At 37.5% G+C, this 15,630-nt stretch carries 11 protein-coding genes; 6 read left to right on the top strand and 5 right to left on the bottom strand.

The window, feature by feature from the left end; all coding sequences use genetic code 11:
- Positions 1 to 15: 15 nt before the first annotated feature.
- Entirely contained in the window at positions 16 to 1,002 is a 987-nt protein-coding gene (locus HC000_RS16890; RefSeq protein WP_346010177.1) for a GAF domain-containing protein, read from the bottom strand.
- A gap of 219 nt (positions 1,003 to 1,221) precedes the next feature.
- On the opposite strand from HC000_RS16890, the gene HC000_RS16885 reads away from it, so the two are divergent.
- The 6 genes from HC000_RS16885 to HC000_RS16860 all read left to right on the top strand — a co-directional run bounded on the left by HC000_RS16885 (position 1,222) and on the right by HC000_RS16860 (position 10,105).
- Positions 1,222 to 2,112 carry a cation diffusion facilitator family transporter gene (locus tag HC000_RS16885; protein ID WP_011329904.1) on the top strand — a complete coding sequence of 297 codons (891 nt, stop codon included), beginning with the start codon at positions 1,222 to 1,224 and terminating at the stop codon, positions 2,110 to 2,112.
- 99 nt (positions 2,113 to 2,211) lie between these two features.
- Positions 2,212 to 4,995, top strand: coding sequence for a response regulator (locus HC000_RS16880; RefSeq protein WP_179808257.1), 2,784 nt, complete (start codon positions 2,212 to 2,214; stop codon positions 4,993 to 4,995).
- 97 nt (positions 4,996 to 5,092) lie between these two features.
- Positions 5,093 to 5,647, top strand: coding sequence for an isochorismatase family protein (locus HC000_RS16875; RefSeq protein WP_179808256.1), 555 nt, complete (start codon positions 5,093 to 5,095; stop codon positions 5,645 to 5,647).
- A gap of 218 nt (positions 5,648 to 5,865) precedes the next feature.
- Positions 5,866 to 7,332, top strand: a complete 1,467-nt coding sequence (locus HC000_RS16870) for a methyl-accepting chemotaxis protein (RefSeq protein ID WP_179808255.1) — start codon at positions 5,866 to 5,868, stop codon at positions 7,330 to 7,332.
- Positions 7,316 to 7,837 carry a DUF6436 domain-containing protein gene (locus HC000_RS16865; protein ID WP_011329908.1) on the top strand — a complete coding sequence of 174 codons (522 nt, stop codon included), beginning with the start codon at positions 7,316 to 7,318 and terminating at the stop codon, positions 7,835 to 7,837. Before HC000_RS16870 ends, HC000_RS16865 begins: the two co-directional genes overlap by 17 nt.
- A 90-nt stretch (positions 7,838 to 7,927) precedes the next feature.
- On the top strand, positions 7,928 to 10,105 hold the full coding sequence (locus tag HC000_RS16860) for a TonB-dependent siderophore receptor (protein ID WP_179808254.1): 2,178 nt from the start codon (positions 7,928 to 7,930) through the stop codon (positions 10,103 to 10,105).
- A 78-nt stretch (positions 10,106 to 10,183) separates the two neighbouring features.
- Here HC000_RS16860 and HC000_RS16855 read toward each other — a convergent pair whose 3' ends face one another.
- From HC000_RS16855 to HC000_RS16840, 4 genes are all read right to left on the bottom strand, one after another.
- A complete protein-coding gene (locus HC000_RS16855) occupies positions 10,184 to 10,741 on the bottom strand; it encodes a TMEM165/GDT1 family protein (protein ID WP_086994541.1) in 558 nt (185 codons plus the stop codon).
- A gap of 1,053 nt (positions 10,742 to 11,794) precedes the next feature.
- Positions 11,795 to 13,126 (bottom strand): hypothetical protein, encoded by a 1,332-nt coding sequence (locus tag HC000_RS16850; protein ID WP_139129352.1) that lies wholly within the window; start codon positions 13,124 to 13,126, stop codon positions 11,795 to 11,797.
- Positions 13,126 to 14,034, bottom strand: coding sequence for a TniB family NTP-binding protein (locus tag HC000_RS16845; protein ID WP_164834667.1), 909 nt, complete (start codon positions 14,032 to 14,034; stop codon positions 13,126 to 13,128). Before HC000_RS16845 ends, HC000_RS16850 begins: the two co-directional genes overlap by 1 nt.
- 35 nt (positions 14,035 to 14,069) lie before the next feature.
- Positions 14,070 to 15,515, bottom strand: a complete 1,446-nt coding sequence (locus tag HC000_RS16840) for a DDE-type integrase/transposase/recombinase (protein WP_179808253.1) — start codon at positions 15,513 to 15,515, stop codon at positions 14,070 to 14,072.
- Positions 15,516 to 15,630 lie beyond the last annotated feature (115 nt).

The following is a 15,630-nucleotide window of genomic DNA, read 5'->3' as shown; positions in this document are numbered from 1 at the left end:
TCGCTTTAGCATTTACTATGATGTGGCTACCAATGTGGGCTGATTGATATATGTACTACAAAGATCAACAGCCCCTAATAAACTTAATTTTTGATTAGCAGTAATAAGTTGTTGCTGGGCTAGTTGCAGCTTTTTTTTGTAATCTATATTTTTTAATGCGTTGGCAATTATTTCGCCCACTAATTTTATTCTGATCAGATCAATGTGTGTCCATGCGCGCTTAAAATTAACACAGTCACAGCCTATAAAACCAATAAGCTCTTTATCAAAAAGGAGCCCTATGCATAAAACAGATTGTATTTTTTGTATCTGAAACTCAACTTTTTCAGCGTTTGCTGCTTGAGGTAATTTTAAAACATCGTTTACCTGAAACAAATGCGTAGCGTTCATTACTTCAAAAAAGTAGGGTAGCTCGGTTTTTGGCACATTTTGTAATCTTTGTTTGAAAGGTTCAATGCCTTCATTCACCCATTCGTGGGTGTTAGTAATGGTTTCGTTGTCGGTATTAAATTCAAATAAATAACTGCGATCGGCAGCAAATGCAGTGCCAATGGCTTTTAACGCAAAATTAATATGCAAATCTATATCATCATTTTGTATGTCGATTAAGTCTGTTGATATTTCAGAAATAACCCGATCAAAATTATAGAGCTCAATTACATCGCTTTTTAAAGGCTCTAAACACAACATAGAAACAGAATCAGATAATTGGGTAAGGGCGATATTTAACGGTATGCTTTGTTGTTGTTTTTTTAGCTGTATATTAGCGCTAGTTTTTGAATCGAATAATGACTCAATAGCAATATGTTTATTATTATGCACGCTCAGGAGGGTGACAGCATTAAATGCAGTGCTATCTAAATTGTCGCAATGCTTTAAATCAAATAAAGTTTGCGCCGCAGTATTAACACAATAAGTATTATTTTTATTGTCGTATAATAAAATAGCTAAACTGAGTTTATTTAAAACCTGCCACAATTTTAGTATTGAGTCATCACTCACTTGTTTCTCCAAGCTAAACATTAAACGTTATTATTTTTATAATATATTGTTATTTTTATACCTTTTTAAATACTTTTAGTACAGAAGTTTCTATTTTCCCAATTTTTTAGTGCGTTTATTAGGTTTACGTATTATAATTGATACTGTATATCATTACGTATTCCCCGTTGAGCTTTTTCGAAGCTTACTTTGTTTTAAGTATAGGTACTTAAGTATTTCATGACCGAAATAACGACACATAAAGCTTCCCGTCGCCGTTTATTAATTGCTTTGGCGATCACCTGCTCTTTTATGGTTATTCAATTAATAGGCGCATATTACGCCAACTCACTAGCAGTATTAGCCGATGCAGGGCACTTGTTTGTTCATAACAGCTCTTTATTTATTGCTTTAATTGCCTCGAGCTTGGCGATTCACTTTGCTAAAACCTATAACGATGGCTATCAGCGTGCTGAGTTAGTAGGAGGCCTTATAAATGGCTTTTTATATTTAGCAATTAGCTTGGTTATATTGTATGAAGGTGGCGAGCGTTTTATGCACCATCATGAAGGCAACGAGCTTGAAATAAATAGCTTTTTAATGTCGGCCATTGCCGCGCTTGGTTTTTTGTTTCATGGTGCCGCTGCTTGGGTGTTATATAAAGGCCGTAAAGCAAGTATTAATGTATATGCGGTGTTTTTACACTCGTTTTTTGACATTATATCTACTATTTCTACTTTTATAGCCGGAGTGTTAATTTACCTGACTGGTTGGGATATTATCGATATTTTATCGAGCATGTTAATTGCTTCATTCGTTTTATTCACCGGTATTAAGGTTATTATAAGTTGCGTTAAAGGGCTGTACATAAATAAAGATAAACTCCCTAAAGTAGCTAAAGTTGAGCAAGCAATTACCACAATTCAGCATGTAAAAAATGTGCATAATGTAACTGTAGTACGAAAAGATAAAACGGTAATAGTGGGTGCGCATATAGTGCTAAAAAAACACTGCACCATTGAAAAACACGATAAAGCATGTCGCTTAAAGGTCGAAAACCTGTTGCGTTCAAAATTTAATGTAACAAATAGTGTGTTACAAATTGAAAGTAGTTGCAGTAGTGTTAATTAAACTTGGCAAATTGCAGCATATGACTTAGTTTAAGCTATATGTAAATAATAGCTGTTGTAGGAACAAATTGAATCAACAGCAATTTTTTGGAATCTAATTATGCCTTTACTAGCAAGTAAGCATCGCTACTTTAACTTTATTGTGTCGTGTTTATTTGGTATTACCGCTGCTTTTGTAAATACCCTCCCAATCTTATTTATTAATAGTTCTGAGTTTTTATTAGGGCAATTTTTTGTTCTTTTAAGCTTATTATTATTTGGCTGGCGCTATTCGTTAGTTGTGTTTACTTTAAGCACCCTAGGCATATTTTATCGTTGGGGGCATGCTTGGCCTTCAATCGTTTTTGGTTTAGAAATACTATGGGTGTACTTTTTTTGTCTGCGCTATTCTAGGCCTTTATTTTTTAGAGGAATGCTGTTTTGGCTTGTAGTAGCAATGCCATTACTGTGGGGGTTTGGGCATTACTTTCTTAATATTAGCTTTTTACCTTTGGTTACTGCGCTTGCTAAATATTGTTTAAATGCCGCCATTTATTTATGCGTAATTGATTTATTTAGTTTCTTTTTTAATCGCCATTCTTGGTCTCGCCATTATGGTTCTTTGTATAAAATCCTTAATTATATTGTAACTTTGCTCGTTATTTTAGTGGTAGTGCTTACTTCAATTGTGCTTATTAATAACCATTACTCTAGGGTTGAATACGAAATAAACGCACAACTAAACGAAAAGTCCCAACAAATAGCGCAAAGCCTAGATTTATATTTAGAAAACCATCGCAAAGCAGTAATACTGACCGCACAAAATATTAGCGTAGGGCATAGCCCACAAAGTGCTATTGAGCTTTTAGGGAAGTTATATCCTGGGTTTATAACTGCTATAAGTACCGATGAACTTGCCAACGTAAATTACTTTTATCCCACAACGTCAAAAACACAGCAGTTAAAAGGTAAGGCTGTTGCTAATGTTGCTGATCGCGATTATTTTTACCAAGCAATTGATTCTCAAAATGGATTTATTTCTGGTATTTTTAAAGGAAGAGGGTTTGGACAGCAATCAATAGTGGCAATATCGGCCCCTGTTTATAATAACCAGCAGTTTAAGGGGGTAGTAGAGGGCTCATTGTTATTTGAAAACTTTAGTGATTTACAACCTACCTTATTTAAGCGCCAAGCCGACTTAATTATATTAGATAAAAGCAATCAGGTAGTATTTTCAACCTTAAATGACTTTAAGCAGATGCAAACCCTTAGCAAACAAGATGTAGTTGCGCTGCAAAGCCTTAAACAAACAAGCGCATTTACAGCAACAAACGCGCAGCAATATTACTCAAAAGACACTACATCGGCATTAAATCATTGGCGTATTTTCACATTAATGAATAAAAAGTATGCCAATAATGTTGCAGCCCAAGCGTGGGGGCAATCTCTGGTGTTGATCTTATTTATAATTGTACTAACCAGTGTTTTTATTACGCAGCTAAGTAAGTGGTTAGTAACGCCGATAATAAAGTTAACCGAGCAAATAGATAACTTCGAAACCGATGAACAAACAGTAGGGTTAGTTTCGCATACTAATACCTGGTACGAGGTTGAAAAGTTACAACAACAGTTTGCAAGTTTAGCCCTTAAGATGACTAATAACTTTAATAAGTTACGCACCGCAAACAGTAAAAATGAAGCGTTGAATAATCAGCTTAAAAACTTTAATTTAAAGCTTGAGCAACAAGTAAAAGATAAAACAGAAGAGCTAATTAAAGCTGTAGGGGTTGCTAATAAAGCAAATAAAACTAAGTCATTATTTTTGGCCAATATGAGTCACGAAATTCGCACTCCGCTTAATGGTATTTTGGGCATGACTCAGTTGCTAATAAAAAATTCTAAAATTGCTGCCGATGAACAAAATGAGCTGCAAATGATCCAACAAAGTGCCCATAACTTACTGCTTATTTTAAATGAGATACTCGACTTTTCTAAAATAGAAGCTAATGCGTTAAAGTTAGATGTGCAACCAACTGAAATTAAAAAACTAATACGCCAATTAGCCACTGTTTTTGATAACTCGGGATTAAGCGCTAACGTTACATTTAAGCTAACTATTGCTCCAGAATTACCGCCATTTATAGCGTTAGACTCACTACGCTTTTCTCAAGTTATCAACAATATACTCAGTAATGCGGGTAAATTTACTGACACTGGTTTAATTTCTATGGATTGCTTTGTAGAGGATGATTGTTTGTTCATTAAAATTACCGATACTGGTATTGGTATTTCTGCGCTGCAACAACAAAATTTATTTATAGAATTTACACAAGCTGATGTTTCCACTACCCGAAAATATGGCGGCACTGGGCTTGGGCTAACAATTAGTAAACGATTAATTGAGCTGATGGGCGGCTCGCTTACCCTGCGCAGTGAAGAAGGGGTAGGAAGCTGTTTTAAAATAAAAATCCCACTCATTCTAAGCCAGGCTCCAGTTAAGGAGATAGCCGACAGTTCTGTTCCTGATTTAGCAGCAAAACGTATTTTAATCGTAGAGGATAATCCAATTAATCAAATAGTAATCACCAAAATGATGATTGCAACGGGATGCGAGATAAAAACGGCAAACGATGGCCTTGAAGCGTTACATTGCTTAGAAAGCTACCCCGCAGATTTGATTTTAATGGATTGCCAAATGCCCAATATGGATGGCTATCAATGCACACAAAAAATACGCAAAATGCCAAATGATTGTAAAAACGTATTAATTTTAGCTATTACTGCCAATGCGTTTGCCGAAGATAAAGAAAAATGCTTAAACGCCGGTATGAATGACTTTATAGCCAAACCCATCAATAAAAATGAGTTGTATCAGTGTATTAATAACTTATTTAAGCCTAGTTGAACAATACTAACAGCGAGCAGAGTAGCTTTGTTTTGGTGTTCGTATTAGAGTGAGCTAGTTACAAGCAGTTAACACTAAACAGGACAGTGGAGGAAGTATGAGCAAAATGAGTAATGTGGATGCTTTACGCAGTGTGTTATTAATTATTGATATACAAACGAAACTTGAGCCAGCCATAGCTGACTTTAGCGCTATTTTAAAGTGCTCATTACAGTTATCGCAAGCCAGCTTAGTGCACAAAATACCGACCCTTATTACAGAGCAATATAAAAAAGGTTTGGGCGCAACCAATCAAACCTTACAGGATGCTTTGCCACAAGCAGATTATTTTCATAAAACCCACTTTAGTGCCTGTGCAGAGCCCAGGTTTTTAGCGCAACTCGCTAAGTATACTCGCCCGCAAGTCGTGGTTATTGGTACCGAAGCGCATGTTTGTGTGTTGCAAACATGCTTAGATTTATTGCAGTACGGTTATGAGGTGATCATTGCAGTTGATGCGATAGGTTCACGTAACGACAACCACAAAATAATTGCTACTGAGCAACTACGCCAAGCAGGTGCGATCATTTCCAGTACCGAGAGCATTATTTTTCAATGGACCAAGCAAGCAGCAACACCTAACTTTAAAAAAATATTACCTATTATTAAATAGCCGGCTTTGCTTGTACATAAACTTATTAGCTTGTTGGGTAAATAACAATTCAATTAGGTCAATATATTTAAATAATGTAATTAACTCGTCTACTTTGTTAAGTTAAGTGTAATATTTCAGCATTTTTTTGCTTGTTAGGGGTAACCGATGAACTTTTTTAAACTTTAATACGTATTACCTCGCTTAATTTTTATTAAAAAACTTAATTTAAGGCTACTATGTCTAGTGTTGCGCGTTTATTTACGATTATTTTTAGCCTTTTATTTATAGAATCAATAGGTGTTGGTTTATATTTTGGCACATTGAGCGAGGCCTTTATTGTTGGCTTACCGCTTTGCTTATTACCAATTTGGCTATTAAAAACCCAACCTAATAATGCTTTAACGCCTCACGTAGTCGCTGCAGCCATTATGATGTTTTCTTTTTTACATATTCAACAAACCTATGGTTTGATTGAAGTGCATTTTGAAATATTTATTTTAATGGCGGTGTTAATTATGTTTGTGCAATGGCGTGTTTTTATAACTGCTATTGTGTTTGTTGCTGTACATCACTTATCGTTTTATTACCTACAAACTCAAAACACAGGTTTTTACGTGTTTGATCCAGATAGGCTTGCCTTTACAACAGTGCTAATACACGCAGGTTATGCCATTGTTGAAGTGTTTGTTGCAGGCTATATTGCTAAAACATTGCAGCGCGAACGTAGTGCCGGGCTATCGCTAAGCTCAGCGACAGAGCAAATAATGCAAGACCCTAATCATATTAAACTTTCTTTACGTGCTGATGATCAAAAAAGCCAAGCGGTAGCCGGCTTTAATACCTTATTAGAGTATTTGTCAGATGTAATTAAACAAGTAAAAACTCAATCAGAGTCATTAAAGGTAAGCTCACAAGAGCTGATCCAAGTGCACGACGAGTTAACCGAAGGTGCAGATCAGCGCACCCAACAAACCGACGATATTGCAAGTTCTGGTGCGCAAGTTGCTCATGGCTTTAAACTTGTTGAGCAAGAAAGTGAAGTATTAAAACACCAAGTAGATAATATTACTCAAGCTGCGACCAATGCCTTGCAAGAAGTGTCACAAACAGACAGTAAAAGTAGAGAGCTATTAACACTACTTAATCATACGGAAGAGCAAATAAATCATCTTGTTGGCGCAGGCGACGTAATATCGGGTTTACTTAATGAAATATCAGGAATAGCAGATCAAACTAACTTACTGGCTTTAAATGCCGCAATTGAAGCTGCTAGAGCCGGAGAGCATGGTCGTGGCTTTGCTGTTGTCGCATCAGAAGTGCGCTCACTTGCTACTAATAGCCAAGCAACTACGGCTAAAATAGCCGCTACCTTAAAAGACTTGGTTAGCAATAGCCGCACATCTACTCAGTCTATGAGCCAATGTGTTGATTTTGTAGTCGACTTAACAAAAATAAGCACCACGATGAAAGAAAACATTTCATCTATGAGTGAACAAATTAAAGCGGTATCAAGCAGTACTAGCTCAGTGGCTCAAGTAGTTGCCGAGCAAGCGGGTAATACGGCGCAAATAGCACTAAGCACAGACAAAATGCGCCAAAACCAATACCAAGACACAAAAATAGTTAAGCAGTTAACAGCTAAAGTACAGTTAATTGACGTAAGTATTGATGTATTAGAGCAAAGTATTGCAAAATTTAAGTAAGTCGAATTACTTTATTGTAGGGGTTGTTGCCGCGTGGTTTATACTGGTTGTGACTGGGCTGGTGTACTTTCAGCTTGGGCAACTAAAGCCGTTTGATGAATCGCAAATGCTAAAGCAACAAAATTGGTTTGAGCAATTTAAACAACAGTTAGTGGTTAGTAATACCGTGGCATCGCTTGTTATTATTACAGAGCAAAATTGCGGTTGTACTAAGCAAGCACAAGCGCACATTACGACGTTGCAAGCATTTGCAAAAAGTAAAGGACTTGCCGTGCAAGAGTTGCAACTTACACAACAACTTAAGCAAGCCATTCCAGCAACCCCTGCTGCTGTAATTATTGATAAAAATGGGGACTTTGTTTATGCCGGGCCGCTATCCGAAGGACTAGCGTGCTCGCAAGGAAGCGGTTTTGTAGAAACTGTTATTAGTAACTTAACAGCTGGGTTTAATTCACAGTTATTAATTGCTGACACTAAAGGCTGCTATTGCGTTACGAGTACATAGGCAAAGCTTTTATTTATATAGAATAATCAATTGCAAATGAGAGTGGTTAGCATTAACATGCGTTCACTGTATTATTGTTAGTTATCTCTCATGAAATTTACTCTTTTATCTATCGCAATCTCATCAATTATATTTAATTCTGCCAGTGTATTTGCCGCCGAAGAAGCTGAACAATCAACAACAGCACCGCCCTCAACAATACCGCTCAATAGCGCAACGGCTCAGAATAATATTGAAAAAATAGAAGTAGTAGGCCGTGCTTTTTCGTTATATAGGCCAACCGAGTCAGCATTTGGTACCCGTACAGATACCCCCTTAGAAAAAATACCTCAATCGATTCAAATATTACCGCAAGCGTTAATTAGTGACCAAGCAGCACGTCAAATTACTGATTTATATAGTAACATTGCAGGCGTTAATGGCTTTAGCTATTCGGGCGTAACATTTAGAGGCTTTCGTCAAGACGAAATTTTATACGATGGTGTAAAAGGTGACCCTTTTAATGGTTTTGCCGTACCGCAGTTATTTAATATTGAGCAAGTAGCAGTGCTTAAAGGCCCAAGTGGCGCGGTTTATGGTAGTGGTAATCCAGGTGGCATTATTAACTACATGACTAAAAAACCACAATATATTGCTAAAACTACAGTAGAACTAGAGCTTGGCAATGATGACTTTTTTAGTGGTGCTTTTGAATCTACAGGCAGTGTAAACAACGAGCAAACACAAGCCTACAGAGTGGGCGTGTATAAAGAAAGCCAAAATCCGTTTAGGTATAACACCGGCGAAGACAACACCATTATCGATTTAGGTTATCGCTTTGACTTTGATAATGCGTCAAATTTAGTGCTGCAATACACTAATATAGATCAAGACTTAGCAGGAGCCCGTTTACGTGGCGTACCTGTAGATGATAACGGCGACTTTATTGCTAATCGTGAGTGGAACCATAACGAAGCAAGCGATTATCAAAAAGTGTCAGCTGATGTGTATCAGGCAACCTATAAAAATGAGTTAAATGATATATTTAGTACAGATGTAACAGCGCGTTACTTTACTAATACCGAACAGCAAAACTATCACGAACCGCGGGGCTTGTTAGATACCGATAATGACGGTGTAGTTGATTGGAGTGAACGTGAATTTAGAGATCAAGCGCGCGAAAACCAAGGTTTGAGTTTAACTGCTAATTTAATAGCACAAACAACGATTGCGAATATGGAGCATGTGTTTTTAGTAGGCGCAGATTATTATGCTGCTAAATTTGATGCTATATACCGCACCGCCAAACAAGCAAGTAAAGGCGGACCAGTACCTGGACTATCGTTAATCAATCCGCAATATGGTTTAACATCGGGCGCCGATTACGACTTACAAAGTATAACCCCACGATTTGTTAGTACTGAATCTAAAAGGCTCGGGGTTTATTTGCAAGATCAACTAGATATTACCGAAAAGTGGAATATAACAGCGGGGCTACGCTACGATCACTTTGAAGATACTGATCAGATCAGCAATACTGAGTTTTCAGATAGTGATGTTACGGTGCGTATTGGCACCAGTTATAATATTAACGATACGTTTTTTCCATATGCGCTTTATGGTACAGGCTTTTTGCCGCAAGATGCGGCAAGCCAATCTGAGTTAGTAGGTGGGCCATTCTCCCCAGAAAATAGCTATATTACAGAGTTAGGCTTGCGCACTAAATTATTTGATGACTCCTTGGCGATTAATATCGCGACCTATCAAATTGTGCGTAAAAATATTTTGCAAACAAGCTTACTACAAAATGATTCGGGTATTGACCAGCTAGAATCGCTAGGTGAAGTGCAAAGCGATGGCTTTGAGCTTGAGGTGGTTGGCGACATAACCGATAGCTGGGTAGTAACGGCCAGTTACGCGTATAACGATACCCGTATAAACGAGCAAAGCGAAGGCTTTTCAGCGCAAGCTGCTGGTTCTGATAAGTTTGCCAATGCCCCCCAAAATACTGCAGGCATATGGACTCGCTATGACCTACCCAGCATTAACTCATCTATTGCTGCTGGCCTTGATTATGTTGATCAGCAAGTAAGTTTAGATGGCACCCATGTAAAGCCCTATACCATTTACAATATGGCCTGGAAAACTCAGTTAGAAAACTGGACGTGGCAAGTATCAATTAAAAATGTGTTTGATAAAGAGTACGCATCAAGCGGCTTTATAAATCGCACTGGGCATTTTCCGGGTGAGCCAAGACGTGTTTACTTATCGGCTAAATATCAGTTTTAATACTTAAGCTGATGTGAAATTAAAAGCCCTCGTTTATGGATAATGAGCAGAGGGCTTTTAATAATAAAAGTATTGAGCCTAAATAGTTGCTATGCCATATAGCCCTAACAGCACAAAAACACTGGCTGCAATAATTCGTACTTTATTTAAAGGAATGCGTTTTAGTAGCGCATTACCTGCATAAATAACCGGTACGTTGGCAATTAACATGCCCACAGTTGTACCAATAGTAACCCACAACACCGATTGATATTGTGCGCCAAGTAGCACAGTGGCTATTTGTGTTTTATCGCCAATTTCAGCAATAAAAAACAATACAAAAGCGACTAAAAATGCGCCATAGCGATCGTATTTATGGCTCACGGCTTCATCTTTATCAGGGATCAGCAGCCAAAGGCCAACCACAATAAAACTAATATTCACAACCCAAGGTAGGTACTCAATAGCAAAATTACCACTAAGCCAATCTCCAAACCAAGCAGATAAGCCATGATTAATAATAGTTGCGACTAATACACCTAAAATGAGTGCAATTTTATTATGAAAACGAGCAGCGAGCAGTAACGATAAAAGCTGAGTTTTATCGCCTATTTCCGCAAGGGCAACAGTGACGGTTGAGGTTAAAAATATTTCCATTACAACTACTTACAGGCGGGAATACTAAACCAAGGCAAATAGCTATCTCCCGCCTTGAGGATAGTTATCTACCTAGGTCTCGCCGATAATGCTTGCTACAACATTACAAACTTACCACGCACGTGAGGTGCAATTATGTTGATAAGTTTACTTGTGACACCAATAATATTAAAGCGTGGTTATTGTAGCGATATACAAGGCTATAATTACTCACTTTTCCAACACGATTGATATTACTAAGCGGGCTACTCCCCTAAGAGACGCGCATTATTCCACAAACCTTTTAGATAGTAAATCGTGAACCATAGATTAAGCGCTATAAGTAATTAAAACGAATAGCTTAAGCGTACAGGTGCTCAGTGGTTGTTTTAAAAATTGAATACAGGGCCTCAACGGACATACAATTTTGGAACATATACTTTTTTAAACAGTCGCTGATTATTTTAACCTGTGTAGCACTGCTTAAAATAAGTGATCGGCGCCATATAACTTGAGAATCTCAGCCATGTAATAAGATTTCAAAACAATAACTTAGCTTGTGTTCTTTATCGGTACTGCGCCTCTTAAATTGAGAATTATTTATAGCTAAAAACTGCCCCAACACAAATTCTCATCCAGCCAAAAAGTTCTCATTCTGCCTTGCAGATTCTCATTCTGCCACTGAAGAACTCTGACTTGATTTTAATGAGCACATAATTAAGTAGATTCTGTATTCGGTAAATTAGTGGCGAACACTATACGCTAATATTTACTTAGTAAAAGTGTAGTAAATCGATTAGAAAATGGATTTTTAGGATAAAGAGAAATGAAGCCATTTAAGTGAAAGTTAAAATGCAGATATGCGAAGCTTCATTTGTAATGTTGAGTTAATTCAAATTTGGTTTGATTTAGGTTTAGTTATGGATGAAGTTACTAAACCTTTATTAAAAAAGGGAAAGTTAAACTTATTGATATTCAGTCGATTAGTTTTAGTGAACTGCCGGTATTGTTATTAATAAAGCATAGACCGAGAACATGTCTCGGCCTAAAAATTAAAGTTGAAATTACAAAGTACTAAATGTCGAGTGATAGCTGTTTGTTTTGCGTTTTCGCCAACTTCAAAGTATCACAATTAAGTATACGTTTTGAATTATTGCCATGAATGTAAACGGGCCTGAGCTTACCGGTATTAATCAACCTCATTAGTTCTACCTTTGGTATACCGGTGACTTCAGCTACGTTTGCAACGGACATCGTTTTATCTCTTATAAGTTGAGTATGTAATTTACAAAAGGTATCGAATGCTTCAGGCAAAACGTGTATGGAATGCATTAAGTCTAATGAAGGTTTGTATGTTATTGATAATTCTTTATTTTTAGCAGCTATCAGTACATCAGTTATACAGATATTATGAAGAGCCATAAAGCGACGTAGCTCAGAAAGGGGGACGTAATCTTTATTGTGGCTGAACTCGGCTAAAAAGGTATAAACACCTGATATTTCAACGCGAGTATCTGTTCTTAAGGCCTTTTTTGAATCAGTTCTTATCAATCCAACTTCGACTAAAAGAGCGATTTGTTTAAAGGTTATCCCAATTATAGAGGAGGCTGTTTGAGCTTCAAACCAAAGCTGAGTTATGGGAGCTTTTGAACGAATATACTCGCTATTATACATTTCATATAGTGTGGATAATGACCCCCATTCACATAGCAAATTCTGAACAATAATTTCAATTTTGTGAAACTCAATGTTCAACGGTAGATCTGTTGGTACACGTTTAGCCCTTTCACTTAAGAATACTCTAGCACTATCTGGGTTATTAAGAATATCAGCCGCTCTATTTAATAATGTGGAGGTAATCTCCTTTGGTGGGAAACTCGTTCGTGTATTACTATCGTCAACTATCACTTTAGCTATGAGGTATGCATCGTGGACTTGTTCAGGTGATTTTAATTGATTATTCAATGGCATATGCGTTAAGCGTAAGCCGCACAAAGGTGATGTGCAGCGGCCATTTAGAAGATTAATGGTAAATTGCAGCGGTGAATTGCAATGAGGGCATTCGGATAACAGGGCACACTCATGAATAATACAGTGTCGTAAAAATGGATTTTGCCACTGGGCCCTAAAATACCCATATTGGTTAACACAATCTGGACAAACTTGTGGCGTTAGCAATCTCGCATGTGTCCAGCACTTTATCTTTAATGATGATAAAGTGCGAGTTATAGGAATAAGGTGATCAAGGAGTCCGTTCTTTGTTGATCTACCTTTGATGATACTGGTTAGCATAGCCTTATTGAGTACGCGAGATTCTGATTGTATGCCATTTCTTTTAAGTAAACGAAGTACATAACCAATACCTGACTCCGCTTCATAGTAAGAGGGTTTTATTGGGAAACGCATTAGCATAACCCCGAATAGAACTGACTTCTAAGGTTTTTATCTTGCTCATTTAGATATGCATCTAATTGTTTTTTTGTTAAAAGTTCATAATCAAATGGATTGACAGCCCCAATTGCATATTTCTCAAAGTTTTCAAATAAGGCTTCTATAAGCTGATCATAGTTTTTTGCATTTCGTGTGTTATTACGTAAAAATAAATCGCGCATTGTACTCATGGTGTGCTCACTGTACGCAAGGTAAATACGATCAAGTAGCTCACTGTGCTCATCCTTTGTTAAATTTGGCAACCCAACTTGTTGAATGAACCAATTACAACAGGCAATCCAGTTTTTCGTTTTAGGAAGGATTGGCTTAATTTCAATGGGGCGCATTTGTCGACGAGACATCTGCTCGTCATCGTCAAATTTACCGGCGGTTCTACCAAATGTAATAAGGCGCTTAGCACTGCTTGTACCGGCGAAAATAATCGAACAACGGATCTTGTTGCTATCGATCAGATAGCAAAAATATTTAATAATTCGTTGAAACTCTATCCCATCATAACTTGAGGCAATATTCTGAATTTCATCAAGAATGATTAGCTCCACTTCTAGGCCTTTGAGAAGTGAGATAAGTTGGGCATCCAATTCAGCTGCAGTAGTGCGAGAATTTTGTGTTGTTCCGTCTAGCTCTGAAATTAAAAATCGAGTTATCTCTGCAGTACTTTTTTTAAACTCCTTAAAAGCGACATAAAAGATTGGTTTTGTCGTTTTTTCTGGCTTAGTAACAGGTAAAAACTGAGCGTGATACTGCTTTAATATATACGTCTTGCCAGCACCCGAGGCACCATAAATAAGTTGAGCTCGTTTATCCTCTGAAGGTACGTGATACATATTGTGGATTTCCGCTATCCTTTGCCATATCTTCATTTGTATGTCACATGCGAAAATTGTACTGGGCATAGTTACCATTGTTTTTCATTTCCTTCATCATCATTATAACGGGTAGAGGCCATTTCTCTGGTTTTGCTCACTATCGTATCTGCGTAGGTATCTTGTTCACCTGAGTGCGATATCTGTGATTTAAGTTCATTCACTTTATGAGATTTTTTTATTCGCTCTACAATGGATAAGTTCTCTTTCGTATTTTTATTGAAAGACGCTACCTTTGGGCCTCTGTGCTGTTTGCGTTTGGGCTTTTGCTTTACGAATTCAGTTATTTCACCGACATAGTGACCAGTAGGAGTATGGGAGAAAGTTTCTGTATATATTCCGAGTTGGGTCAGAGTTTGATTGCCATTTAGTTCAGCAAAGCTGACTGGTAGTTTAGTATCATGATGGTCAATATTATCAGCCACTATTTCCACAGGATTGTTCTCGCCAGGCAGTGTTGCTTGAACTGTTACTTTTCTGGCATCTAGGTCGTCATGAAACACATAAACAGAGGGGTTTTCACCCAGCTCCATGTCTGTTTTAGTAGCCGCGTATAGTTGTTTTAGCTCATCACTGTAATAATCTTGACCTAAACATCTGATAGTTCCACGTTGCTGTAATTTATGTGAGGCCTGGGCTCTGGACACGTGGAAGCAATGTTGTAGCTGATCATATGTGAATGAAGGCATAGGCGTATCAATAATGGACTGATTCCATTTTTTGATAGGCGTATGGCCAGCCTGTTTATGGTGTTTGTGCATGTATTCTGTCAAAAATATATTCAGTAGCTTTGTAAAATCAGATACTTTTATATCCGCACGTTTAGCTAATGGAATTGTGTCGAGTGAGTTCGGGTTAGTACGTTTACCTGAATAACTTTGAAATCCAATACTCGTCTCACCACTTTGCGTTTCAATCTTCATACCCGAAAAAAAGTGATCTCTTAATACGTTAAAAAATGACTCAATGAATGGCTTTTTAGCAGGTTGATTTGAAGGTGTATAATGAATATTTAACTCAAGTCGCTCCGCAGCCTTTTTTATCAAACGATTATTAAACCCTGGGCCATTATCCATAATCAATGTAGTCGGTTTACGTCCATTCATTGTAAGATTACTATCCGCCATAAATATTTGACGTAAAAGGTTAAGCCCACCGGCAGAGTTTTCAGGTTCAAAGCTAAGCACCACAGAGATAGGTGCGCGTGTGTAAACGTCTATTGCTACATACAAAGAAATAGGCGGTGTCGGTAGACCTGTTTTATCATCAATTAAACACATATTTAGCACAACACGGTCGCATTCAACGCGTTGCATTGCGTAATAGGTTTTTATTCGTTTACGTAGCGTTGTTAGTCGCTTATTGATTTCCGCTTGTGAAAGACCTTTAAAATTAGCAAGTTTTTCGGCATCAGTAAGCTCTTGTAACCGGCGGTAAAAGGTGCGTTGTGATGCGATTTGAATCTCATTATTTTTCAAGCTAGCTTCTTGCGCTTCTCGTTTATAGGTAAGCGCGCATTTAAGCAGTGCGCTTAGCTATAATCGAAGTCTAGCTGCACATTCCACGGCATTAGGTCGGTAAAATCATCATCAC

The organism is Pseudoalteromonas sp. MIP2626, assembly GCF_013414205.1.
GTDB lineage: Bacteria > Pseudomonadota > Gammaproteobacteria > Enterobacterales > Alteromonadaceae > Pseudoalteromonas > Pseudoalteromonas nigrifaciens.
Note: the sequence above shows the minus strand (reverse complement) of the source record. Positions and strands in the feature narration are given on the sequence as shown.